Source organism: Streptomyces sp. 12E, assembly GCF_055633275.1.
On sequence record NZ_JBVNCJ010000001.1, the window covers coordinates 6845604 to 6867189 of the forward strand.

Annotated in this window: 21 protein-coding genes; 11 read left to right on the forward strand and 10 right to left on the reverse strand. The window is 76.1% G+C overall.

The window, feature by feature from the left end; translation table 11 throughout:
- The first annotated feature begins 18 nt into the window (after positions 1 to 18).
- Together ACZ8ZB_RS31450 and ACZ8ZB_RS31455 are read left to right on the forward strand one after the other, a co-directional pair.
- Complete coding sequence (locus ACZ8ZB_RS31450) at positions 19 to 492, forward strand: hypothetical protein (RefSeq protein WP_470740984.1); 474 nt, start codon at positions 19 to 21, stop codon at positions 490 to 492.
- Positions 489 to 1370 carry an SDR family oxidoreductase gene (locus ACZ8ZB_RS31455; RefSeq protein ID WP_470740985.1) on the forward strand — a complete coding sequence of 294 codons (882 nt, stop codon included), beginning with the start codon at positions 489 to 491 and terminating at the stop codon, positions 1368 to 1370. The genes ACZ8ZB_RS31450 and ACZ8ZB_RS31455 overlap by 4 nt, the downstream gene beginning before the upstream one ends.
- A 28-nt stretch (positions 1371 to 1398) precedes the next feature.
- On the opposite strand, the gene ACZ8ZB_RS31460 is transcribed toward ACZ8ZB_RS31455, so the two are convergent.
- From ACZ8ZB_RS31460 to ACZ8ZB_RS31475, 4 genes are read right to left on the reverse strand one after another with little or no spacing between them, the layout of a single operon-like run.
- Positions 1399 to 2406, reverse strand: coding sequence for a DUF5914 domain-containing protein (locus ACZ8ZB_RS31460; RefSeq protein ID WP_470740986.1), 1008 nt, complete (start codon positions 2404 to 2406; stop codon positions 1399 to 1401).
- The gene (locus ACZ8ZB_RS31465; protein WP_470740987.1) at positions 2403 to 3404 is read right to left on the reverse strand and encodes a phytoene/squalene synthase family protein; all 1002 of its coding nucleotides are present in this window, start codon (positions 3402 to 3404) and stop codon (positions 2403 to 2405) included. The genes ACZ8ZB_RS31460 and ACZ8ZB_RS31465 overlap by 4 nt, the downstream gene beginning before the upstream one ends.
- A complete protein-coding gene (locus ACZ8ZB_RS31470) occupies positions 3401 to 4930 on the reverse strand; it encodes a phytoene desaturase (protein WP_470740988.1) in 1530 nt (509 codons plus the stop codon). The genes ACZ8ZB_RS31465 and ACZ8ZB_RS31470 overlap by 4 nt, the downstream gene beginning before the upstream one ends.
- Positions 4927 to 6207 (reverse strand): polyprenyl synthetase family protein, encoded by a 1281-nt coding sequence (locus tag ACZ8ZB_RS31475; protein WP_470740989.1) that lies wholly within the window; start codon positions 6205 to 6207, stop codon positions 4927 to 4929. The genes ACZ8ZB_RS31470 and ACZ8ZB_RS31475 overlap by 4 nt, the downstream gene beginning before the upstream one ends.
- A 229-nt stretch (positions 6208 to 6436) precedes the next feature.
- Between ACZ8ZB_RS31475 and ACZ8ZB_RS31480 the strand changes: the two genes are divergently transcribed.
- The 3 genes from ACZ8ZB_RS31480 to ACZ8ZB_RS31490 all read left to right on the forward strand — a co-directional run bounded on the left by ACZ8ZB_RS31480 (position 6437) and on the right by ACZ8ZB_RS31490 (position 9985).
- Positions 6437 to 7630, forward strand: a complete 1194-nt coding sequence (locus tag ACZ8ZB_RS31480) for a lycopene cyclase family protein (protein ID WP_470740990.1) — start codon at positions 6437 to 6439, stop codon at positions 7628 to 7630.
- A 61-nt stretch (positions 7631 to 7691) separates the two neighbouring features.
- Positions 7692 to 8423: a methyltransferase domain-containing protein gene (locus tag ACZ8ZB_RS31485; protein ID WP_470740991.1), complete on the forward strand. Its 732-nt coding sequence runs from the start codon at positions 7692 to 7694 to the stop codon at positions 8421 to 8423.
- Positions 8420 to 9985 carry an FAD-dependent oxidoreductase gene (locus ACZ8ZB_RS31490; RefSeq protein WP_470740992.1) on the forward strand — a complete coding sequence of 522 codons (1566 nt, stop codon included), beginning with the start codon at positions 8420 to 8422 and terminating at the stop codon, positions 9983 to 9985. Before ACZ8ZB_RS31485 ends, ACZ8ZB_RS31490 begins: the two co-directional genes overlap by 4 nt.
- Positions 9986 to 10117: 132 nt before the next feature.
- On the opposite strand, the gene ACZ8ZB_RS31495 is transcribed toward ACZ8ZB_RS31490, so the two are convergent.
- From ACZ8ZB_RS31495 to ACZ8ZB_RS31515, 5 genes are all read right to left on the reverse strand, one after another.
- Positions 10118 to 11200, reverse strand: a complete 1083-nt coding sequence (locus ACZ8ZB_RS31495; RefSeq protein ID WP_470740993.1) for a cobalamin B12-binding domain-containing protein — start codon at positions 11198 to 11200, stop codon at positions 10118 to 10120.
- A complete protein-coding gene (locus tag ACZ8ZB_RS31500) occupies positions 11197 to 12861 on the reverse strand; it encodes a PP2C family protein-serine/threonine phosphatase (RefSeq protein ID WP_470740994.1) in 1665 nt (554 codons plus the stop codon). Before ACZ8ZB_RS31500 ends, ACZ8ZB_RS31495 begins: the two co-directional genes overlap by 4 nt.
- 219 nt (positions 12862 to 13080) lie before the next feature.
- On the reverse strand, positions 13081 to 13761 hold the full coding sequence (locus ACZ8ZB_RS31505; protein WP_470740995.1) for an adenosylcobinamide amidohydrolase: 681 nt from the start codon (positions 13759 to 13761) through the stop codon (positions 13081 to 13083).
- A gap of 70 nt (positions 13762 to 13831) precedes the next feature.
- Complete coding sequence (locus tag ACZ8ZB_RS31510) at positions 13832 to 14248, reverse strand: ATP-binding protein (RefSeq protein WP_470740996.1); 417 nt, start codon at positions 14246 to 14248, stop codon at positions 13832 to 13834.
- A 76-nt stretch (positions 14249 to 14324) separates the two neighbouring features.
- The gene (locus ACZ8ZB_RS31515; protein WP_470740997.1) at positions 14325 to 14474 is read right to left on the reverse strand and encodes a hypothetical protein; all 150 of its coding nucleotides are present in this window, start codon (positions 14472 to 14474) and stop codon (positions 14325 to 14327) included.
- 811 nt (positions 14475 to 15285) lie between these two features.
- Between ACZ8ZB_RS31515 and ACZ8ZB_RS31520 the strand changes: the two genes are divergently transcribed.
- Positions 15286 to 15714, forward strand: coding sequence for a hypothetical protein (locus ACZ8ZB_RS31520; RefSeq protein ID WP_470740998.1), 429 nt, complete (start codon positions 15286 to 15288; stop codon positions 15712 to 15714).
- Between the two features lie 114 nt (positions 15715 to 15828).
- Positions 15829 to 17469, forward strand: coding sequence for a phosphoglucomutase (alpha-D-glucose-1,6-bisphosphate-dependent) (gene pgm / locus ACZ8ZB_RS31525; protein WP_470740999.1), 1641 nt, complete (start codon positions 15829 to 15831; stop codon positions 17467 to 17469).
- A 52-nt stretch (positions 17470 to 17521) separates the two neighbouring features.
- Here pgm and ACZ8ZB_RS31530 read toward each other — a convergent pair whose 3' ends face one another.
- Entirely contained in the window at positions 17522 to 18010 is a 489-nt protein-coding gene (locus ACZ8ZB_RS31530; RefSeq protein WP_470741000.1) for a hypothetical protein, read from the reverse strand.
- Positions 18011 to 18286: 276 nt separating this feature from the next.
- On the opposite strand from ACZ8ZB_RS31530, the gene ACZ8ZB_RS31535 reads away from it, so the two are divergent.
- The 4 genes from ACZ8ZB_RS31535 to ACZ8ZB_RS31550 all read left to right on the forward strand — a co-directional run bounded on the left by ACZ8ZB_RS31535 (position 18287) and on the right by ACZ8ZB_RS31550 (position 21429).
- The gene (locus ACZ8ZB_RS31535) at positions 18287 to 18802 is read left to right on the forward strand and encodes a MarR family winged helix-turn-helix transcriptional regulator (RefSeq protein WP_470741001.1); all 516 of its coding nucleotides are present in this window, start codon (positions 18287 to 18289) and stop codon (positions 18800 to 18802) included.
- A 92-nt stretch (positions 18803 to 18894) separates the two neighbouring features.
- Positions 18895 to 19305 carry a hypothetical protein gene (locus tag ACZ8ZB_RS31540; RefSeq protein ID WP_470741002.1) on the forward strand — a complete coding sequence of 137 codons (411 nt, stop codon included), beginning with the start codon at positions 18895 to 18897 and terminating at the stop codon, positions 19303 to 19305.
- Between the two features lie 64 nt (positions 19306 to 19369).
- Positions 19370 to 20635 (forward strand): glycosyltransferase family 4 protein, encoded by a 1266-nt coding sequence (locus ACZ8ZB_RS31545; RefSeq protein WP_470741003.1) that lies wholly within the window; start codon positions 19370 to 19372, stop codon positions 20633 to 20635.
- The gene (locus tag ACZ8ZB_RS31550) at positions 20632 to 21429 is read left to right on the forward strand and encodes a transferase (RefSeq protein WP_470741004.1); all 798 of its coding nucleotides are present in this window, start codon (positions 20632 to 20634) and stop codon (positions 21427 to 21429) included. The genes ACZ8ZB_RS31545 and ACZ8ZB_RS31550 overlap by 4 nt, the downstream gene beginning before the upstream one ends.
- Positions 21430 to 21586: the final 157 nt, after the last annotated feature.

Here is a 21586-nt window from a genome sequence, read left to right on the forward strand (position 1 = left end):
AACCACGGAGACGGGACGATGACCCGACACGACGACGGCCCCGACCTCGCCCACCGGCGCCCCGAAGGCGTGAGCGACGAGACGGTGGAGGCGCTCGGCTCGCTCTCGAAGGCGCTGGAGACGACCGAGCGGGCCCGCGGCCACCTCTACAGCTTCCACCAGCTCACCGGCACCGCCGACCTCGAACTCGACCGGGCGGTCGAACTGCTGCGCAAGGCCGGGCACCCGGACTGGGCGGAGACGGTACGGACCCAGGTGCTGGGCCGCAACGTGATCCCCGGGCACTGGACGTTCCAGATCGTGGAGGCCTACGACGCCACGTACCACCGCCCGTTCAGGGAGATCGAACAGGCCGCCGTCGAGGAACTGGCCGAGGGCCGGGACCACCTCTACGAGGCGGAGATGAAGGAGGCCCGCCGGACCGCCGGCCACCCCGACCACACCGCCCGCCCCGACACCGGCCCGCCGCCCGGTGAAGGGGACGGACGATGAACGGCGGCCCGCTGCGCGACCGCACCGTCGTGGTCACGGGCGCCGCACGCGGGATCGGCGCCGCCCTGGCCCGCGACCTCGCCGGGCGCGGCGCCCGGATCGCGCTGCTCGGTCACGAGAGGTCAGGACTGGAAGCGGTGGCGGAGAGCCTGCCCACGCGGACCTGGGTGTGCGAGCTCGACGTCACCGACGAGGCCGCGCTGGAACGGGCCGCCGAACGGGTCGGGGCACACCTCGGCGCCCCCTCCGCCGTGGTGGCCAACGCCGGCGTCGCGGAGGGCGGCCCGTTCGTCACCTCGGACCCGGCCCTGTGGCGCCGCGTGATCGACGTCAACCTGACGGGCAGCGCGGCCACGGCCCGCGCCTTCCTGCCGGATCTGCTGGCGACGAGGGGCTACTACCTCCAGGTCGCCTCGCTGGCCTCGATCGGCGCCGCCCCGATGATGAGCGCCTACTGCGCCTCCAAGGCGGGTGTGGAGGCCTTCGCCCACTCCCTGCGCGCCGAAGTGGCGCACCACGGTGTCGCCGTCGGCATCGGCTACGTGAACTGGACCGACACCGACATGATCCGCGACGCGGACCGTCATCCCGTGCTGCGGGAGCTGCGCGGCCACATGCCGCCGCCGGCCCGGCGCCTGTACCCGGCGGAGCACGTCGCCGCCCGGCTCGGAGCCGCGGTGGAACACCGCAGCACGGCCGTCTACGTGCCCCGCTGGCTGCGTCTGGCGCAGGCGGCACGGGCCGCGCTGCCCCCGGTCGTGCTGCGGGTGGCCCGCCGGGAACTGGCCCGGCTGGAGGCCGAGGACCCGCTGCGGCACACCGGGCTCCTCGGCGCCGGAGGCGAGGCCGACCGGACCGCGGGCCGAACACGCCCGTGACCCGGCGGGGCCGGCCGGCCCCGCCGGGTCAGCCCGGGAAACGCCCCGTGGAACGCAGCGACCAGCGACGCTCCGCGTAGGCCAGGTCGTCGCGCCACAGCCGCCCGGCGGCGGCCCGCACCAGCGGGCGCAGCAGCGGCGCCGCACCGCGTGCCAGGGCGAAACCCGGACGGTCGGACCCGGCCGCCACCGCCTCGACGACCGCCGTACGGGGCCGCCCCCGGTCGTCCGTGCCCAGGGGAGTGGCGTGGGACTCGACCACGGAGCCGGCTCCCTCCCCCTCCGTGATGCGCATGACGACCGTGCGCGGCTCGGGCGCGGTGAACTCGGCCCGCACCGGCACCACCAGACGTCCCGCCACCTTGAAGGACACGTCCACGGTGAAGGCGTCCCCGCTCCCGTCCGAGCCGTCCGGCGCGCCGGCCACGGTGAGGTCGACGAACGAGTAGGGGTGGAACCAGGCCCCGTGCCAGGGATCGAGACGGTTGGCCACGACGTCCTCGGGTTCGCAGGTGCCCACCCCGGTGTACACGGCCGTCAGGGCCCGGTCCGGCCGCACCGGCACCACCGGCGCGTCCAGCGGCGCCTCGCCGCCCACCGCGTCCAGGCGGATCCACAGCAGGACGCCGTCGTCGTGCACCGGGAACGGCTCCCACCCCGCGAAGGGACCGCCGTCCAGGGCCAGTCCGTGCCAGTGGCACACCAGCGTCCCGCAGCGGACGGGACTGTCCCGCAGCGGCGCGCCCAGGTGCGGACAGATCCCGGGCCCGGCCACCGGACGGCCCCGGGCGTCCCGCCAGAGCACCGCCTCCTGTCCCGCCACGGTCCGCGCCAGCGGGCGGCCGGCGCGCAGCTCGCGGGAGGCGCCCACCACGTACCAGTTGCCGGACGGACGCGCCTGGGCCCGTTTCAGCGCCCCGGCGATGACGGCCGGCCGCGCCTCGCGCCAGGTGGGGCGCTGCCGGTCCCACGGCACCGCACGCCTGCGCAGGGACAGCGGCAGGCGCCGGCGCCCGCCCGCGGATCCGGTGTTCATGCGACCTCCTCGGAGACAGCCGGGTACGGACCGAGCGGACGGACGTCCGGGGGCCCGTCGCCGCCGCGGGCGCGCAGCCGGGCCGTGACCACCCGGGCGAGCCCGTCGGCGGCGACCACGGCGCGCCGCCGGCGGGGGACCACCGCCCGGCGGTGCAGCACCGACCAGCCGCCCTGGGCCACGGCGTCCAGGATTCCGCCGTACAGCACGAACGCCGTGCGGATGCACGGCCGGGACACCGGTTCCAGCATCGCGAGCCCCGGCGCGGCCTCCCGGTACACGCCCCGGGTCAGCGCCTCGAACTCCCTCAGCGCCGAGGTGACACGCCGGTCATGGCGGCCCGTGTCCCGGCTCCAGCGCAGCAGCGCCCGGTCGGCGCCGTGCGCGGCGAGCAGGTCCGCGGGCAGGTAGACGCGTCCCCGGTCGAGGTCCTCGCCCACGTCGCGCAGGAAGTTGGTCAGCTGGAAGGCCACCCCGAGGGCGGCCGCGTGCGGCTCGGCCGCCGCGCGCGGGACGGCTGTGCCGAGGACCGGCAGCATCTGCAGCCCGATGACCGCGGCGGAGCCGTGCATGTACCGGCGCAGCTCCGCGTAGTCGGCGTAGTCGGTCACCACCAGGTCGGCGCGCATGGCGGCCATGAAATCGGCGAAATGGGCGTGGGCGATGCCGTAGCGGCGTGCCGTGTCGGCGAGGGCCCGCACCACCGGTTCGGCGCTGTCGCCGTCCCGCAGGCCCTTGTCCAGTTCGCGTGCGAGCGCGGACAGTTCGGCGTCCCGGCGCGCGGTGTCCGCGCCGGTGCCCAGTGCGTCGACGATGTCGTCGGCCCAGCGGGCGAAGCCGTACAGGGCGTGCACGGCGGGGCGCCGCTCGGCGGGCAGCAGCCGGGTGGCGAGGAAGTACGTCCTGCCGTGCCGGGCGTTGAGCGCCCGGCAGCGGCGGTAGGCCTCGCGCAGCGCCGGATCGGCGACGCCCGCCGCGTCCAGTTCACGGTCGGTCATGCGGAAGCCTCCTGGGACGCGGTGGGAGGGACACGCGGCCGCCCTGGACCGCCGGTGATCCGTGCCGCGGCCAGCTTCCCGGACAGCAGCACGGTCGGAACGCCGACGCCGGGGGTGGTGCCGCAGCCGGCCAGCACGGCGTTCCGGGTGCCGCGGACCAGGTTGCGCGGGCGGAACGGCCCCGTCTGGGCGAAGGTGTGGGCCGCGGAGAACGGAGTACCGGCCGCGTGGCCCTGCGCGTGCCAGCTCGCGGGCGTGACCACGCACTCCGTCTCGACGGCGGCCCCCAGGCCGGCCAGGCCGCGCCGCTCGAGCTCCCGCAGCAGGTCGTCCCGGTAGCGGGGGGTCAGGTCCGTCCACGCGGCGGTGTCCGGGCCGATGTCGGTGTTGGGGCACGGAGCGAGGACGTAGTGCAGATGGCGCCCCGGCGGGGCGAGGTCCGGGTCGGTGGCGGTGGGCCGCGTGATGAGCAGCGAGGGATCGCTCATCAGCCGGCCGTCGCGGGTGAGTTCGCCGAACGTGCTGCGCCAGGCGGCGCCGAAGGAGATGGTGTGGTGGGCGAGCTGCGGCCAGGTCCGGTCGGTGCCGAGGTGCAGCACGACCGCGGACGGGGAGTGCCGCAGCCGTACGGGGCGCCGCGGCGAGCGGCCCAGGAGCCGGTAGGCGACGGGAAGGTCGGGGGTCAGGACGACCGCGTCGCAGGGGATCCGGCCCTGGTCGGTGACGACGGCGGTGACCCGGTCGCCGGAGCGCTCCAGGCGGCTCACCTCGTGGCCGAACCGCAGGTCGGCGCCCGCGTCGGCGGCGGCGTCCGCCATGGCGCGCGGCAGCGCGTGCATCCCGCCGCGCGGGAAGTACACCCCGGCGACGGTGTCCATGTAGGCGATGACGGCGTAGGCGGCCAGGGCCCTGGCCGGCGGGACGCCCGCGTACAGGGCCTGGAAGGAGAAGACCCGGCGCAGCCGCTCGTCCCGCAGGAACCGCCCGACGCGTGCGTCCAGCCGCCCGAAACCGCCCAGCGCCGCCAGCCGGGCCAGGTCGGCGTTGAGCAGGCCCCAGGGGGAGTCGAAGTTGGCGTCGATGAAACGGCGCATCTGCGCCCGGTACAGCCTCTCCAGCCAGTCGCGCAGCCGCAGATAGCCCGCGGCCTCCCGGGCGCCGGCGAACAGCTCGACCTCCGCGGCCATCGCGTCGGCCTCCGTGTGCACGTCGAGGCTGCTGCCGTCGGCGAAGCGGGCCCGGTACGCCGGGTGCAGCGGGACCAGCTCCACGCGCTCGCGCAGACTGTCGCCGACGGCGGCGAACGGCTCGTCGGCCAGGTCGGGCATGGTCAGCACGGTGGGACCGGTGTCGATCCGGTAGCCGTCGAGGTCCAGGCGCCCGGCGCGCCCGCCCGGCAGCGCGTCCCGCTCGACGACGGTGACCCGCCGGCCCGCGCCCAGCAGGTGCAGCGCCGCCGACAGCCCGGCCAGCCCGGCTCCCACGACGACGACGTGGTCCGTACGGCCCGTCACGGTGCGGATCACCGGCCGGCCTCCCGGCCGCCGGCCGCCCGTGCGGGTTCCGGCCGGGCGCCGCGGGCGTGGGTGTCCCGCACGGGCCCCTCACCCGCCGCGGAGGCCAGCAGCAGCCGCAGCCGCTCCCCGCCGCGCGGATCGAGAAGGGCGCCGTCGACGTGCCGCAGCCCTTGGGCCACCAGACGGTCGATCATCGCCTCGACCGCGGCCCGCGCCCCGGTACCGGCCAGGACCTCCCGCACCTCCTCCAGCCCTTCCCCGGTGAGCGCCTCGTGGCCGAGCGAGCGCTCGAGCACGTCCAGGGCACGGTGGTCGCCGGCGGACGCGGCACGCGCGTGGGCGAGCGCGACCAGACAGGTCGGTTTCCCCTCGCGGATGTCCCCGCCCGCCGGCTTGCCGGTGTCCCGGGGGTCACCGAACACGTCGCCGAGATCGTCGCGGAGCTGGAACGCCGTGCCCACACAGCGTCCGGCGGCGCAGAGGGCCGCCGTGGTGCCGTCGTCCGCGCCCGCGAGCGCGGCCCCGAGGGCGATCGGCCGTTCGACCGAGTACAGGGCGCTCTTGAGGCGGGCGGTGCGCAGCGCGCGCGGCAGGGACCGCGACCCGGTCGCCTGCCCGTGCAGGTCCAGGTACTGGCCGGCCACCATCTCCGTGCGCATGTCGCCCCAGAGCCGGCGCACCGTCCGGGCGGTGCCGCCGTCCAGCGGGACCTCGGCCAGGAGGTCGTCCGCCCAGGCGAGCGCCAGGTCGCCGGTGAGGACGGCGGCCCCGGCGCCGAGGCGCTCGGCGCGCCCGGCCGGCGCCGCGTCCGCGTACTGGGCGGCGACGTCGACGTGGACGGCGGGCCGCGCACGGCGCAGCACGGAGCCGTCCATCACGTCGTCGTGGACGAGCGCGCAGGTCTGCAGCAGTTCGAGCGCCGCGCCGATCCGCAGGGCCGCCGTGACCTCGGCGGCGCCCTCCCCGCCGCAGGCGCGCAGCGTCCACCACAGGAAGCGCGAGCGGGTGCGCTTGCCGCCCGCCCGGGTGAAGTGGGCGACGCGCCCGGCCACGTCGTCGCCGAACAGGGGGTCCAGGTCGCGCGCGCGGTCCAGCCGGTCGGCGAGCACGTGGTCGAGCACGCGTCCGACCGCACCGGCCACGTCCCGGTCCACGGCGGACGCGTCCTCGTTCCACGGCGGGCGCGCCGTGCGCGGCGCGTCGTCGGGCCGGGCCCGTGGCGACGCCGGGCCTCCGACGAGCCGAGGCCCCGCCGTGTCGTGATCCTCCGCCTGCGTAGGGCCCATCCCGGTTCCTCTCGTCCTGAACGCCGATCGTCGCGTGCCCGGTGTCCTTCCGCTCGCGCACCACGCGCGGACGGGGTACGAGCAGGAACGGTCCGACCAACCGCCGCCGCGTGCTTTCCCCCTGAGCGCCCGGTCCCACCGGTAGCGGTTTGTCACACGTTCGAGTGACCTGAATTCGATCGGGCACACAAGCAGGAATGCTGACGAGGAGCGGGAGGAGGGTGCCGTCGTGCTGGACGCCGAGGTGGTGATCGTCGGGGCGGGCGCCGCCGGACTGTCCCTGGCCCACCGTCTGTCGCGGGCCGCGCCGGGGTCCCGGGCGCCGTCGGTCGTCCTGGTGGACGCCCCGCCCGGTCCGCTGCGGCCCCCGCGCCGCACGTGGTGCTTCTGGGAAGCGGGCGCGGGCCGCTTCGACGCCGCCGTCACGGCGACCTGGCGGCACCTGCGGGTGCGTCCCCCCGCCGGCCCCGCGCTCGAGGGGGACATCGCCCCGCTGCGCTACAAGATGATCCGGTCCGACGACTTCGAGCGGCTGGTCGCCCACGACCTGGCCGCCGCCCCGGCCGTACGCCGCCTGGAGGCGACCGTCGAGGCCGTGGAGGACGTGCCCGGGGGAGCGCTCGTCCACCTGCGGGACGGCGACGGCCGGACACGCGTCCTGCGGGCCCGCTGGGTGTTCGACTCACGCCCCCCGGGCAGCCTGCCGGCCGCCCGCACCACGCTGCTGCAGCACTTCCACGGCTGGTTCGTGCGCGCCGCCCGTCCGGTCTTCGACGGCCGGACCGCGGACCTGATGGACTTCCGCACACCCCAGCCCGCCGACGGACTGTCCTTCGGCTACGTCCTGCCCGTCGGCCGCCACGACGCGCTGGTGGAGTACACCGAGTTCTCCCGGCGCCCCCTCACCGCCGACGGCTACGGGTCGGCGGTGCGGCAGTACACCGAGGAGGTGCTCCGGCTGGGGGAACTGCGGATCCTGTCCACCGAGACGGGCGTCATCCCGATGACCGACGCCGCGATCCCCCGTCAGGTCGGCGCCTCCGTCTTCCGCATCGGCGCGGCGGGCGGCGCCACCCGCCCCTCGACGGGCTACACCTTCGCCGGGATCCAGCGCCAGACCGGCGCCGTCGCCGCCGCCCTGCGCCGGGGCCGCACCCCCGTGCCGCCCCCCGCCCACTCCGCCCGCTCCCGGGCCATGGACGCCGTCCTGCTGCGCGCCCTGGACAGCGGCCGGGTCGACGGACCCGCGCTGTTCTCCCGCCTCTTCGCCCGCGTGCCCATGCGGCGGCTGCTGCGCTTCCTGGACGGCCGCACCCGGCTCCACGAGGACCTCGCCGTCGGCCTGCACGCCCCGGCGGGCCCCATGCTCCGCTCGGCGCTGGAGCTGACCACGCTGCCCCGCCGCCCGTTCGACGGCCCCTGACCCGTACCGCCCGCACCCGCCCCGACCCGTTCGCCCCGACCCATCCGTCCCGGGAGACCGCATGCCCCTGCTGCGCGACGAGGACCTCGCCGCCGCGTTCGACCACGCCGCCCGCGGCTACGACGCCCTGGCGGCCGCCAACCCCGGCTACCACGCCCACCTCCGCCGCTCGGTCCGCCGTCTGGGACTGCCGCGGCGGGGCGGGGGACTGCGCGTCCTGGACCTGGGCTGCGGCACCGGCGCGTCGACCGCCGCACTCGCCGCCGTGCTGCCGGACGCGCGGATCACCGGCGTGGACGCCTCCGCCGGCATGCTCGAACGGGCCGCCGCCAAGGCCTGGCCGGACGGGGTGACGTTCGTACGGGCACCGGCGGAAGGGCTGGCGGAGGCCGGGGTGGAGGGGCCGTTCGACGCGGTGTTCGCGGCCTACCTCTTCCGCAACGTCTCCGATCCCGACGCCGTGCTCGCCACCGTGCGCGCACTGCTGGCCCCCGGCGGGAGGCTGGGCGTGCACGAGTACACGCTCGGCGGACGGCGCGTGGACCGCGCGGTGTGGACCCTGGTGTGCCGCGGCATCGTCCAGCCGGCGGCCGCCGTGCTCGGGGACGCCGGGCTCTACCGCCACCTGTGGCGCAGCGTCGTGGAGTTCGACACCGCGGGCCGTTTCGCCGGCCGGCTGCGCGCGGCCGGCTTCGAAGCGGTGCGCGCCCTGCCCCTGCCGGGGTGGCAGACGGGCATCACCCACACCTTCGTCGGCCGACGGCCCCGCACGGAGAGCGAGGACGAGGGATGACCCCCTTCCGCCACCCGAACGCCGGCCGGCACGGCCGGGACCGCCGCGCCCGCGTCCTCGAGGCCCCGCCCGGGGCCCGCAGGATCGAGGGCGTCCGCCCGACCACCGCCGTCGTCGGAGGCGGCATCGCCGGCCTGGCCGCGGCGACCGCGCTGGCCGAGCGCGGCGTGGCCGTGACGCTCTACGAGCGCGAGCCCTTCCTGGGCGGACGGGTCGGCGGCTGGCCGGCCGACCTGGCCGACGGCACCCGGGTGACCATGAGCCGGGGCTTCCACGCCTTCTTCCGCCAGTACTACAACCTGCGCGGTCTGCTGCGCCGCACCGACCCCGGTCTGGAGCGGCTCACCGGCCTGCCGGACTACCCGCTGCGGCACAGCGACGGGCTGCGGGACGGCTTCCGCCACGTCCCGCGCACCCCGCCGTGGAGCGCGCTCGGCTTCGTCGCCCTCAGCCCGTCCTTCCGCGTGCGCGACGTGCGCCGCATGAGACCGCTCGCGGCTCTCGAACTGTTCGACGTGCGCGTGCCCGAGGTGTACGAACGCCTGGACGGCATCAGCGCCCACGACTTCCTCGACGCCGTCCGTTTCCCGCCCAGCGCCCGCCACCTGGCCTTCGAGGTGTTCTCCCGCAGCTTCTTCGCCGACCCCCGGCGGCTGTCGGCCGCCGAGATGGTCCTGATGTTCCACATCTACTTCCTCGGCTCCGCCGAGGGGCTGCTGTTCGACGTGCCCGACGCGCCCTTCCCCGCCGCCCTGTGGGAACCCCTGGCCGGCTACCTGCGCCGGCACGGCGCCCGCATCCGCACCGCCACGGCCGTCGAGCACGTCGCCCCCACCGGGGACGGCGGCCACACGGTCGCCACCACCGCGGAGGAGAGCCGTCACGACACCGTCGTGCTCGCCCTCGACGCCGCGGGGCTGCGTTCCCTGGTCGCCCGTTCCGACCGGCTGGGCGACGGCCCGTGGCGGGAACGCGTCGCACGCCTGCGCGAGGCCCCGCCGTTCCTGGTCACCCGCCTGTGGCTGGACCGGCCCGTCGCGCCCGAGCGGCCCGCCTTCCTGGGCACGAGCGGGTACGCTGGCCTCGACAACATCAGCGTGCTGGACCGCTACGAGGACGAGGCGGCCCGCTGGGCCGCCCGCACCGGGGGCTCCGTGGTCGAACTCCACGCGTACGCGGTGCGCTCCGGGGACTCCCGCGAGACCGTGCAGAAGACGCTGATCGACCAGTTGCACCGCGTCTACCCGGAGACGGGCGGAGCCGGGATCGTGGACGTCCGCCACCTGTGGCGGTCCGACTGTCCGCTGTTCCCCGTCGGGGGGTACGCGGACCGGCCCACGGTGCGCACACCGGACCCCGGCCTCGTGGTGGCCGGCGACCTGGTGCGCACCGGCCTGCCGGTGGCGCTCATGGAACGCGCCGCGACGACCGGCTTCCTCGCCGCCAACGCCCTGCTGGAACGCTGGGGGGTGCGCGGACAGACCCTGTGGACGGTGCCCGACCGGGGACGCGGCGCCCTGCTGCGGTCCCTGGCGGGACTGGGGAAGCGGTCGACCGACTGACGGAGGAGCGGCGGTCGGGACCGGCCGCCGGGCCCGCGCCGCCGGCCTCGTCGAGCTCACCGCTGACGCGCACGGCCGGCGTGGCGCTCCCCGGGGCCGGTCCGGGGCGGACGCCGGTGTGGTGCGGCGCGCTCATACGGCGGTGCCGCGGACGGCGACGTCGGCGGCACCGCCGCTCAGGGCGGCCGCGCCCGCGCGGACGAAGCGCAGGCCGCGCGGGAAGTCGTGCAGCTGCTCCGCGAGGATCTCCAGCCCCGTCACCAGGGAGTGCACCGGAACGCTCCGTGCCGCGAGCACCTCGGAGGTCCACCCCAGGAATGCGGTGAACACCCCCGCGTCGTCCATGTACAGGGCGGTGGCCAGGAAGTCGAGGATGTGGACCAGGTCCTCCGCGGTCCGCTCCCGTTGCGCGTCGTCGTATCCGCGCATGGCCGGGAACCGGGTCTCCAGCTCCGTCAGCACCTGCTTGACCAGGCGGCCGCGGGACCGGACCACCATCGTGTACTCCTGGTCCACCAGGTGCGGCAGGTCGTCGACCGCCTGCCGGACCGCCGTGGGACGCGGCAGACCGGCTTCCAGCGCGGCGGCCGCGCCGCGGGCGTCCGGGGCCCACCCGTCGGCGCCCAGGGCCCGTGCGAACCGCCCGTCCTCGCCGAAGGCCCTGCCTCCGGCGAGGACGGGCACCCCGACGGCCTGGCAGGCGGTGATGGCCGCGTGCGCGGCCGGCAGGTGGGTGGGGATCGACCCGGAGAGCAGGACGGCGTCGGAGTCGGTGTGGTGCTGGTGGGCGACCAGGTGGGGCGTGGGCGTCTGGGCGCCCAGGTAGTCCACCTGCCAGCCCCGCAGCCGCAGGACCTCGGCGACGAGCCGGGCCGGGAAGGCGTGCCACTCGCCGTCGACGCAGGTGACCGTCACCCGCCCGCGGTACGGGGGGACGGGCCTGCCCGCCGCCGGACGGTGGACGAGGGCGGCGATCACCCGCTCGTTGATGGCCGTGGCGGCGTGCTCCTGGGCGACGGTGATGCGGTCGGCGGCCCATTCGGCGCCGATCCTCTCCTGCACCGCCGCGACGACGTCCAGCAGCAGGGCCTCCTCCTCCCACCCCGCGTCGAGACCGGCGCGCACCGCGTCGACGGCGTCGTACTCGCTGCCCTCGAGCACCGCCCGCCAGAGCTCGTCGCGCAGAACGGCCACCGGGGGGCGGCCCGTGCTCACGTGTCCCTCCTCGGGTCCTCGCCGGCGGGCGGCGCCGGGCGCGGCGCGCTGATGGCGAGGGCGGCCATGTCGTCGTGACCTCCGCCGCCCAGCCACTGGGCGGCCAGCATCTGCACCCGCTCCACGACCGCTTCCCCCGGCAGGCCGGCGCACTCCGCCAGTGCCCGCCGCAGACGGCGTTCCCCGAACAGTTCGTCCCCCAGCGGTCCGCCGCGGGCCTCGGTGATGCCGTCGGTGTAGAGCAGGCACGTCTCCCCGGGCGCGAGCACCTCCTCGGCCGTCCGCACGGTGACGGAGGGAAGCGCTCCGACGAGGGTGCCGTGGGTGGCGGCCTCCTCGACCCGGCCGTCGGCGCGGACGATGAGCGGGGGCATGTGCCCGGCGCTGGTCAGCCTCAGACGCACCCGGCGGTCCTCGCGCCCGACGGAAGCCAGCACCAGGGTGGCGAAGCGGGTGTGGTGCGAACTGAGCAGGGCTCCGTTGAGCAGGGTGAGGACCTGCTGGTGGTCGGAGGCCAGGGGCAGCAGCGCGTGCAGCGTGTTGCGGATCTTCCCGGTCAGGACCGCCGCGTCCAGCCCCTTGCCGGCCACGTCGCCCAGGACGACGAACGTCTCCTGCGAGGCGTCGGCACCGGGGTGGACGTCGTAGAAGTCGCCACCGATCCGCTCGTGGTCGCTGGCGGCGCGGTAGCGCCCCGCGTAGTCCACCCCGTGCAGGCTCTCCAGGGCCGGCGGCAGCAGCTCCCTCATGAGCGTGGTGGTGACCGCGCTCTGCTCGCTGTACAGGCGCGCGGCCGACAGCGCGGCGCCCGCGCGTGCGGCGAAGAGCCGGGCGAACGCCTCCTCGTCCGGGGTGAAGGACTGCTCCGTGCCGGCGCGGAGCAGGATCAGCGCGCCGGCGGACACCCCGTGGCCGGGAAGCGGCGTGACGATGACGGAGCCGACGGGCCCGCCGAAGCCCTCCGGGACGATCCACTCGGGGAGGGCGCCGGGGTCGATCCAGCGCGCGGGCACCGGCGGGAAACCCTGGAGGGCCTCGGCCAGCCCGGGGACGTCCCGGGCGTCGAACTGGCGCGAGGTGTGCTCCGCGGACCCGCCGCGCCGGGCGTGGGTCACGGTGTGGCGGCGTCCGACGGGCGGCAGGACGAGCAGCGCGGCGTCGGCGAGGTGCTCGGCCGCCAGCTGAGCCGCGACCTCCGCGCAGCGCGGCACGTGCAACGACGCCAGCAGGGTGCTGGAGACCATGGCGCGGATCTCCGCCTGCTCCCGGGCGCGGTGCAGGGACGCTTCCGCCCGGCGGCGGTCGGTGCCGTCCACCAGCCACCACACGACGTCCCCGCCCGTGAGCGGGCCGGGACGCGCCTCGAAGAACCGGTCACCGATCTCTCCGGCGGCCGGCGCGACCGTCGGTGTGACGTCCGTCTCGCCGGTGAGGCTCCGGTGCGCGTCCGCCAGCCAGGCCGGCACCGCGCCCCGCGGGCCGGCTCCGTCGCGGTGGCCCGCCAGCACCAGCCGGGCGGGCGGGTTGAGGTCCACGACCGTGCCCTTCGCGTCGAGGACCACGACCGGGTAGGGGGCGTCCTTCCACGTCGGAGCGGTACGGACGTCCGTACCGTGCGGGTGGGCGGATGAACCGGGGGAAGGAATCACAAGCGCAGGCACGCGTCGTGCGCACCCCACCACCTCTCTGCCGGGAAGACCGGATTCGTCGCCACGGTCTCCCATCCGCATCCGCGAAATCAACCCGGCCGGGTGACGGCGTGTGGGCCGGGCGGCCGCGTACCCCGAGGCGGAACTCCCACTCCTCGCCCGCCCTTGGCCCCTGCGACCGCGCCTGCCGCCCGCCGGGCCCGCGCCGGTCCGCGCGGGTGACGGGGACGCTCAGACCGCGGTCACGGCCTCGCGCACGGCGCGGTGGACGGCGCGCGCCAGCCGTGCCCCCCACAGGGAACGAGGGCCGGCGAAGGTGTGCTCCTCCTCGTCCGGGCCCGGTGTGCGGGCGGCGACGCACACCGCGTCGGTGGGCGTGCCCGAACAGTCGAGGCCCGCTTCCAGGAGGGCCTGCACCTTCGCCTCCGTGGCCGTGGTCACCGCGTTGACCAGTGCGGCGTCGCTCAGCGGCACGGGCACGGCGGCGACGATGTTGATCGTGCCGGGGGCCTGGGATCCGCCCGTGCCCTCTCCGGGCCGGGCGGCCCAGCCGCGCACGTCGACGCCCGCCGTGACGTAGGCCTCCGCACCGGCGTCCCGCGCGTGCGCGTACGCCGAGACGTCCGCGGCCGTCATCAGTCCCACCCCCGGGCCACGCGCGCCCGCGGCGGCGGCGAGGCCGGCGAGGTGCCGGTCGGGGTCGGTGCGCCGGTAGCCGTGGGAGACCTGGGCGTTGAGGACCCAGGCCCGCTCGCCGATGCCTCCGCCCAGCACCGCGCTGCTGATCATCCGCCGGCCGGGGCCCGCGGTCCACAGCAGCGCGTGCAGCCGTTCGCCGTTCTCGGCCCGGGTCAGGCGGCGCGGGGACGGCAGGGCGGGGGTGGTACGGGGCTGGGGGAGGACGGCGGTCACCGTGCGGGGCTCCTTGCAGAGGGCGGACCGACCGATCCTAGGGCTGTCGCCCGCCGCGCACGGGGGCGGGTCAGTGCTCCGTGTCCTCCGGCAGCCGGAAGCAGGCCGTGACGGTCTTGCCGTGGGGGCAGGGGCGGGCCTCCCAGGTGTCGGCCAGGGCGTCGACCAGGAGCATGCCGCGCCCGCCGACGCGTTCGGTGCTCGGTTCCCGGGGCGCCGGCAGGGTGGTGGACCTGTCGTGCACCGAGATGTGCAGACAACGGCTGTCCCACGACATGACCAGCTGTGCGGAGCTGTGGGCGTGGACGTGCGCGTTGGTGACCAGTTCCGAGACGGTCAGCAGCACGGCGTCCGCCGTCTCGGGAGCGGCCGTGTCCCAGCCCAGTGCGACGAGGTGCTCGTGGGCCCAGTCGCGGGCCGTCTTCACCCCGCGGTCCACCGGCAGTGAGCGTGCCCAGCCCACCGTCCGGACCGACGATTCCTTCATGGAGGTCCTTCCCGGTCGTCGCCACGCGGCCCGGACGGACGGGCGCCGGACCGCGTGGGAGCAGAGGTGGAGGGGGTCAACGGTGGCCGCCGCGGAGCCGGCCCAGCAGACGCTGGGCCTGGGCCCGGCGCCGGGGGTCGGCCGCCGCCCGCCGCACCTGCTCGGCCGTACGCCGCCCCTGCGGGCTCCTGGCGAACCGCTTGATGCGCTCGACCATGCTCGGCATGGCTGCTCCCTTCCGTGGGTCCCGTTCGTCCTTGCCGTCCTCCGCCTACCCCCTGCGGGCGGAGTCAGCCCTGCGGACGGCCGGGCGGGAGCTCGCGTCTCCTCCGGCGGCTCGTCCACCCCGGCTCCCGGGCCGGACGCCCACGCCCCCTTCCGGGCCGCCCGGCTCGGGCGTGGAGCCGAGGACCCAGGCCGTGACGACCGGCTCGTCGCCGGCCGGTTCGACAGGCCGGAGCGCGCCCGTGCCGCCCCGCTGCCGGACCACCCGGAGCCGGCCCTCGGGCAGGCGCGGCGGGAACGGCCCGAAGGGGCCCGGCTCCCGGACGAGTTCGCCCACGCCGAGTACGGCCGCCGCACCGACACCGACGAGTCGCGCCGCCGGCGCCCGCCGCGCTCCCCGCTCCGGGCGAAAGGCGCCGGCCTCGCCGCCCACCGCGCCCGCGGCCGTCCGGAGGCCACCGGTCCCGGTGCCGCGCGCCCGCGCCTGGTCCCCGGAGGCCCGGCCCGCTCCGACGCCGTCGGCCCGGGCCGGTGGCGCACGTACCATTCGGTCCGGCCCTACGGCCGCTTCCCGGCCAAGTGCCGTGAACCGGACCGCCCGGGCGTCCGGTCCGGTGTCGGCGGGGCACGGTCCGCCGCCGGACGCCCCCTGGCCGTCCGCGACCGCCCATCGGCCGCGTCCACCTCGAAACGCCGCCGCCGCACGGCGTGTTCGCGGGCGGTGTGCCGGAAGGGACACCGGTCGCGGCCGGGGGGCGGCCCACGCGCGGGGACGTGTGTTTGCCGCGGGAGTCAGCGGCAAATCGGTGTCCATGAGCGAACAGAACAAGAACGCGCATCAGAAGACCACGTCCACCCGGTCCACCGCGACCAAGGCACGGGAGACCGCGGACAAGGCGACCGCCCCCGCCGAGCGGGCGGCGGGCAAGGCCGCGGGCAAGGCGGGTGACGCGGCGTCAGGGGCCGCGTCGGGTGCCGGGCGCGCGGCCCAGGCGGCGAGCGGCGCCGCGCAGACCGCGGCCAAGGGGGTCGAGGCGGGCCGCCGCGCGGTCGTCGCCACCTCGGGTCAGGTCGCCGCCGGCGCCAAGACCGCCTGGACCGTCATCGCCAACCGCAGGCTCGTCGCCGCCGGCGCCGCGGCCGGCCTGACCGCGCTGACCGCCGCCTCCTACGCGGTGGGCCGGCGCGCCGAACGCCACACCCACGGCCCCCTCACCCGGATGACCGGCGGCCGGATCTGACACCGGGCGCCGGGGCGGGGCGGCGCGGAGCCGGGCCCCACTCGCGCGGTGCGGCCCCGAAGAGGAAAGATGTCTCCGCAAGCGAAGAATCAACCCATGCGGAGGAGTGGGCACATGCAGCACGAGCGAGCGGGCGGCCCGGCCGGCCCCGAGGATCTCGTCGACGTCGCTCGGCTGGTCACGGCGTACTACGCACTGCACCCCGACCCCGAGGACCCGGGACAGCGCGTCACGTTCGGGACGTCGGGACACCGCGGCTCGTCCCTGGCGGCCGCGTTCAACGAGGACCACATCGCCGCGACCAGCCAGGCCATCTGCGAGTACCGGGCCGGCCGGGGGACCGACGGGCCCCTCTTCCTCGGCGCCGACACCCACGCGCTGTCCGAACCCGCGCGGGTCACCGCACTGGAGGTGTTCGCGGCCAACGGGGTCACCGTGCTCATCGACAGCGCCGACGGCTACACCCCGACCCCGGCGGTCTCGCACGCGATCCTCACCCACAACCGGGGCCGCACCACGGGCCTCGCGGACGGCGTCGTGGTCACCCCGTCCCACAACCCGCCCGGCGACGGCGGGTTCAAGTACAACCCGCCGAGTGGCGGCCCCGCGGGTTCGGACGCCACCGGCTGGATCCAGGACCGGGCCAACGAGATCATCCGGGGCGGCCTCGAGGACGTCCGCCGCATCCCGTACACCCGCGCCCTCACCGCCCCCGGCACCGGCCGCTACGACTTCCTCGGCACCTATGTCGCGGACCTGCCCAGCGTGCTGGACCTGGACGCGATCCGTGAGGCCGGCGTACGGATCGGCGCCGACCCGCTGGGCGGGGCGTCCGTCGCCTACTGGGGCCGGATCGCCGAACAGCACCGCCTCGACCTCACCGTGGTCAACCCGCTCACCGATCCCACCTGGCGGTTCATGACCCTGGACTGGGACGGCAGGATCCGCATGGACTGCTCGTCGCCGCACGCCATGGCGTCCCTCATCGGGCAACGCGACCGCTTCGACATCGCCACCGGCAACGACGCGGACGCCGACCGGCACGGCATCGTCACCCCGGACGCCGGTCTGATGAACCCCAACCACTACCTCGCCACGGCGATCGGCTACCTCTACGCGCACCGCGAGCAGTGGCCGTCCGACGCCGGCGTCGGCAAGACCCTGGTGTCCTCCGCGATGATCGACCGCGTCGCCGCCGACCTGAAGCGGGAACTCGTCGAGGTGCCCGTCGGTTTCAAGTGGTTCGTGGAGGGACTGGCCGGCGGCACCCTCGGTTTCGGCGGCGAGGAGTCGGCCGGCGCCTCCTTCCTGCGCCGGGACGGCTCGGTGTGGACCACCGACAAGGACGGCATCATCCTGGCGCTGCTCGCGTCCGAGATCACGGCCGTCACCGGCAAGACGCCCTCCGCGCACTACGCCGCGCTCGCCTCCCGCTTCGGCGAGCCCGCCTACGAGCGGATCGACGCCCCGGCGACCCGTGAGGAGAAGGCCCGCCTCGCGAAGCTGTCCCCCGCCCAGGTCACCGCGGACACCCTGGCCGGGGAGGCGGTCACCGCCGTGCTCACCGAGGCGCCGGGCAACGGCGCGTCCATCGGCGGCATCAAGGTGACCACCGACAGCGCCTGGTTCGCCGCCCGTCCCTCCGGCACCGAGGACGTCTACAAGATCTACGCCGAGTCCTTCCAGGGCCCCGACCACCTCCGCCGGGTGCAGGAGGAGGCCAAGTCCGTGGTCCTCGCGGCACTGGGCGGCTGAGCCGCACCCCCGAGGGCACGCCCCGGTCGCCGGCCACGCCGGCCGGGGCGTGTCAGCCGGCCCGGACGCCGGGGCCGGACGGGGGCGGGGAGACGGGTTCCGGCGGCAGGGACGCCGCCGTGGGCAGCTCCGCCGGGGCCTCCTCCGACTGCTGCAGGACGGTGTCGCCGGGCCCCTCGTCCGGTGCGCCCGCACCGGTGGACAGCTGTGACCAGGCGGCCAGCGCCAGGGCGAGCGCCGCGGCCGTGCCCACCGCGCGGCCGACGCGGCGCAGCCCGTCCGACTCCCGCCAGGACGGCCCGTCCCACGGATCGTCCGGATGCCACAGATCACCGACCGCCTCGACGCCGGCGCCCTCCCGCGGCGCACCGCCGTCGGCGCGCGGCCGGGTCCGCTGCAGCGCGGAGGGCTCCCTGGGGGCGGTGGCCCGGATGGCGCGCTCGTTGTCGGTGAGGAACCGCTGCCAGACGTCCTCGGGCAGCGGCGGCGCACCGTCCCGCTCCTTTGGCGTTCCGCCGTCGTCCGGCCTTGGCGCGGTCACGTCCGTTCGTTCCTTTCGAGGATCCCGCCAGGATGATCGCACAGCGTGAGAACGGATGAACGACGGCCCGCGGGACCGGACATGCGGCCGGGACGGTGCGGCCCGGGTGCGGACCCGGCCGGGCGAGGGCCCGCCCGGGGAACCCGGAACGGCCGGCCTTCGCACGGCCCGAAGGCCGGCGCCGCGGCGCTCCTCCCGCGCCGCCACCGCCCCCGGGACGCGCAGCCCGCTCCACCGGGTGAGCGGGCGGCGATCACCGCGAGGTACAAAGGACACATGCACCGGGACGAGCCCTCCGGCGGGGCCGGGGACGACGTCGAGGCGGTCACCCGTGCGGTGCTGACCGCCTCGCGACTGCTGGTGGCGGTGTCCGCGCGGTCCCTCGCGGCGGTCGAGGACCGGGTGACGCTGCCGCAGTTCCGGATGCTGGTGGTGCTCTCCACCCGCGGCGCCACCAAGCTGGTCACGCTCGCCGACCTGCTCCACGTCGCCCCGTCCACCGCGATGCGCATGGTCGACCGGCTGATCGCGGCCGGCCTCGCCGACCGGCAGACCAATCCCGCCAACCGCCGGGAGACCCTGCTGCGGCTCACCGACGAGGGCCGGCGCACGGTCGAGGACGTCACCGCACGGCGCCGTGCCGGGATCGCCGCGATCGTCGAGCGGCTGGCCCCGGGGCAGCGGGCGGCGCTGGTCGGCGCCCTCACCGCGTTCAACGAGGCCGGTGGCGAACCCTCCGCCGCCGGACCGCAGCCGTACCCGCTCGGCTGGACGGTGGACGGCGGACCGTGACCGGCGCCGCCCAAATCTGCATGTTAGGTTCGCATTTGAAAGGCGAACCGCGGACGGCCGACGCGTCCACGCACCCGGGACGGTGACACCTCATGACGTCAGGAAGCGGCGGCACCCCCGGCGAGGACGTTCCGCTCCCGCGGGTCCTGTGCGACACGGCCGCCCTGGCCGCCCTCGACGGCGCGTCCGCCGGCGCCCTGTGGCGGCTCGCCGAGCCGGGGCGCCAACTCGACGCCAACGTCGTGCGCGTCCCGCCCGGACGCGGGGTCGACACCCACCGCGAGCCCGACCTCGACGTCCTCCTGCTGGTCCTCGCCGGCCACGGCACGCTCACCGCCCCCGACGGACCCCACCCCCTTTCCGCGGGCGCCCTGACCTGGCTCCCGCACGGCTCCACCCGGAGCCTCACCGCCGGCCCCGAGGGCCTGACCTACCTGACCGTCCACCGCCGCCGCCCCGGCATGCGGATCCAGCGCGGGGATCCGGCAGTTCGACAACAGTGATCACCGAGGCCACAAACTGATAACAGCGGACAACTCCTGAACGGCCCGTGCGGTCTGGACCGCTATGAAGATCTCTTTCCTGATCCACAACGCCTACGGGATCGGAGGCACGATCACCACCACGTTCAACCTGGCGGCCGCGCTGGCCGAACGGCACGACGTGGAGATCGTCTCGGTGCTGCGGCACCGGGAGCACCCCAACCTCACTCCGCACCCCGGAGTGCGGCTGCGGGCACTGGTGGATCTTCGGCGGGAGAAGGAACACCCGCTGCACGGCAGACCCGCCAAGGTGTTCCCCGCCGCCGAGTACCGCCACCACCAGTACAGCGAGCTGACGGACGAGCGGATCGCCGAGTGCCTGGCGGACACCGACGCCGACGTCGTCGTCGGCACCCGGCCGGGGCTCAACGTGCACCTCGCCCTCCAGGCCCCGGACCACGTCGCACGCGTCGGCCAGGAGCACCTCACCCTCGACAACCATCCGCCCGCGCTGCGCACCGCGCTGCGCCGCGCCTACCGCCGGCTCGACGTGCTCACCACCGTCACCGAGGCGGACGCCGACTCCTACCGGCGCAAGATGCTGCTGCCCGGGGTACGGGTGGAGGCCCTCCCGAACAGCGTCCCCGACCCCGTGCTCCCCACCGCCGACGGCACCGCCAAGATCGTGGTGGCGGCCGGCCGGCTGGTTCCCGTCAAGCGGTTCGACCTGATCATCGAGGCGTTCGCCCGCGTGGTCGCCGAGTATCCCGACTGGCGGCTGCGCATCTACGGCAAGGGCGAGGAACAGGACCGGCTGCGCGCCCTGATCGAGTCGCTCGGCCTGTGGAACAACGTCTTCCTCATGGGGGCGGCGACCCCCATGGAGGCCGAGTGGGTCAAGGGCTCGATCGGCGCGGCGGCCTCGAACTTCGAGCCGTTCGGCATGACCCTCGTCGAAGCGATGCGCTGCGGACTGCCCGTGGTGAGCACCGACTGCCCCTACGGGCCCGGCGAGATCATCAAGGACGGCGAGGACGGCCGGCTGGTGCCGGTCGGGGACAGCGCCGCCTTCGGCGCGGCCCTCCTCGACCTGGTGCGCGACGACGAGCGCCGCCGCCGCATGGGCGAGGCGGCCGTGGCCAACGCGCGCCGGTTCGCCCCCGGTCCGGTCGTGGCCCACGCCGAGCGCCTGTTCCAGGAGGCGATCGAGGCCAGGAGCGACGGACAGCGCGGCGCCCCGGGGCGCCGCGGGACGCACCACACCCTCGTCAGCCGGGGCCACGCCGCCCGCGACCTCGCCCACACCGCCGCGTCGACCGCGCTGCGCACCGTACGGAAGGGACGCCGATGAGCACCGCCCCGCGCACCCACTGTTCCATCGACACCGACGGCCGGATCATCTTCCGGCTCCGCCCGCCGGCGGCCACGCGGCCCCGGCTGCTGCTGGTGCTGCGTCCCAAGAAGGGCAGGCCCGAGGAGACGACCCACACCCTCGACCTCCGACCCCACGGCGGCGACGGCGAGTTCCGCGCCGTGCTCGAGCCGCTGCCCCGGCTCGCGGAGGGCCGCTGGGACACGTATCTGCTGCCCGGTCCGGACGCCGGACGGGAGCGGCTGCGCCCCGGCCTGCGGGACCTGAGGGCGCTCGTCGACGGAGGCCTGCCCGACCGGCCGTCACCGGTGGCCGTCCGGGTGCCGTACGCCACCAAGGACGGCTTCCTCGCGGTACGCGCCTGGCTGCGCACCGTCCACGCGGAGGCGGGCCCCGTCGGCATCGCCGACGGGACGATGACGGTCCGCGTCCGGCTGCACGGCGCCGAACCCTCCCCGTCGGCGGAGGCGGTGCTGCGGCTGCGGGGCACCAGGGACACGCTGCACGCCGTCCCGGTACGGCCCGCCCAGGACGGCGGTTTCGCCTTCACCGTGGCCTGCCAGGACCTCACGGCTTCCGGCAGCCGGGTCTGGGACGTCTTCCTCCGTCCCGCCGCCGACGCGTCGCTGACCCGGGTCGGCCGGCTCCTCGACGACGTGGCGGACCGCAAGGCGGTGTTCGTCTACCCGCAGGTCACCGTGGGCGGGTCCGCGGTGCGCCCCTACTACACCGTGGACAACGACCTCGCCGTCGAGGTGACCGCCCTCGGCTGAACGGTCCCGCCCCTCTTCCCGTCTGACGCGGCGTCGGGTGCATCACGGACTTTGACGCCGTACGTCCGCGCCCGTACCGCCTGCGGGCTCGGCCGCGGCCCGCTCCTGCTGACCGCCGCGCCGGCCGGCGCGGTCACCGCCACGGACCGCCTCCGCC

Bases quoted from the DNA above. Each gene is read 5' to 3' on its own strand.
- pgm (WP_470740999.1), top strand. From the start codon at position 15,829: ATGCAGCACGAGCGAGCGGGCGGCCCGGCCGGCCCCGAGGATCTCGTC.
- ACZ8ZB_RS31460 (WP_470740986.1), bottom strand. From the start codon at position 2,406: ATGAACACCGGATCCGCGGGCGGGCGCCGGCGCCTGCCGCTGTCCCTG.
- ACZ8ZB_RS31450 (WP_470740984.1), top strand. From the start codon at position 19: ATGACCCGACACGACGACGGCCCCGACCTCGCCCACCGGCGCCCCGAA.
- ACZ8ZB_RS31540 (WP_470741002.1), top strand. From the start codon at position 18,895: ATGACGTCAGGAAGCGGCGGCACCCCCGGCGAGGACGTTCCGCTCCCG.
- ACZ8ZB_RS31465 (WP_470740987.1), bottom strand. From the start codon at position 3,404: ATGACCGACCGTGAACTGGACGCGGCGGGCGTCGCCGATCCGGCGCTG.
- ACZ8ZB_RS31455 (WP_470740985.1), top strand. From the start codon at position 489: ATGAACGGCGGCCCGCTGCGCGACCGCACCGTCGTGGTCACGGGCGCC.
- ACZ8ZB_RS31535 (WP_470741001.1), top strand. From the start codon at position 18,287: ATGCACCGGGACGAGCCCTCCGGCGGGGCCGGGGACGACGTCGAGGCG.
- ACZ8ZB_RS31550 (WP_470741004.1), top strand. From the start codon at position 20,632: ATGAGCACCGCCCCGCGCACCCACTGTTCCATCGACACCGACGGCCGG.
- ACZ8ZB_RS31545 (WP_470741003.1), top strand. From the start codon at position 19,370: ATGAAGATCTCTTTCCTGATCCACAACGCCTACGGGATCGGAGGCACG.
- ACZ8ZB_RS31490 (WP_470740992.1), top strand. From the start codon at position 8,420: ATGACCCCCTTCCGCCACCCGAACGCCGGCCGGCACGGCCGGGACCGC.
- ACZ8ZB_RS31485 (WP_470740991.1), top strand. From the start codon at position 7,692: ATGCCCCTGCTGCGCGACGAGGACCTCGCCGCCGCGTTCGACCACGCC.
- ACZ8ZB_RS31520 (WP_470740998.1), top strand. From the start codon at position 15,286: ATGAGCGAACAGAACAAGAACGCGCATCAGAAGACCACGTCCACCCGG.
- ACZ8ZB_RS31510 (WP_470740996.1), bottom strand. From the start codon at position 14,248: ATGAAGGAATCGTCGGTCCGGACGGTGGGCTGGGCACGCTCACTGCCG.
- ACZ8ZB_RS31515 (WP_470740997.1), bottom strand. From the start codon at position 14,474: ATGCCGAGCATGGTCGAGCGCATCAAGCGGTTCGCCAGGAGCCCGCAG.
- ACZ8ZB_RS31475 (WP_470740989.1), bottom strand. From the start codon at position 6,207: ATGGGCCCTACGCAGGCGGAGGATCACGACACGGCGGGGCCTCGGCTC.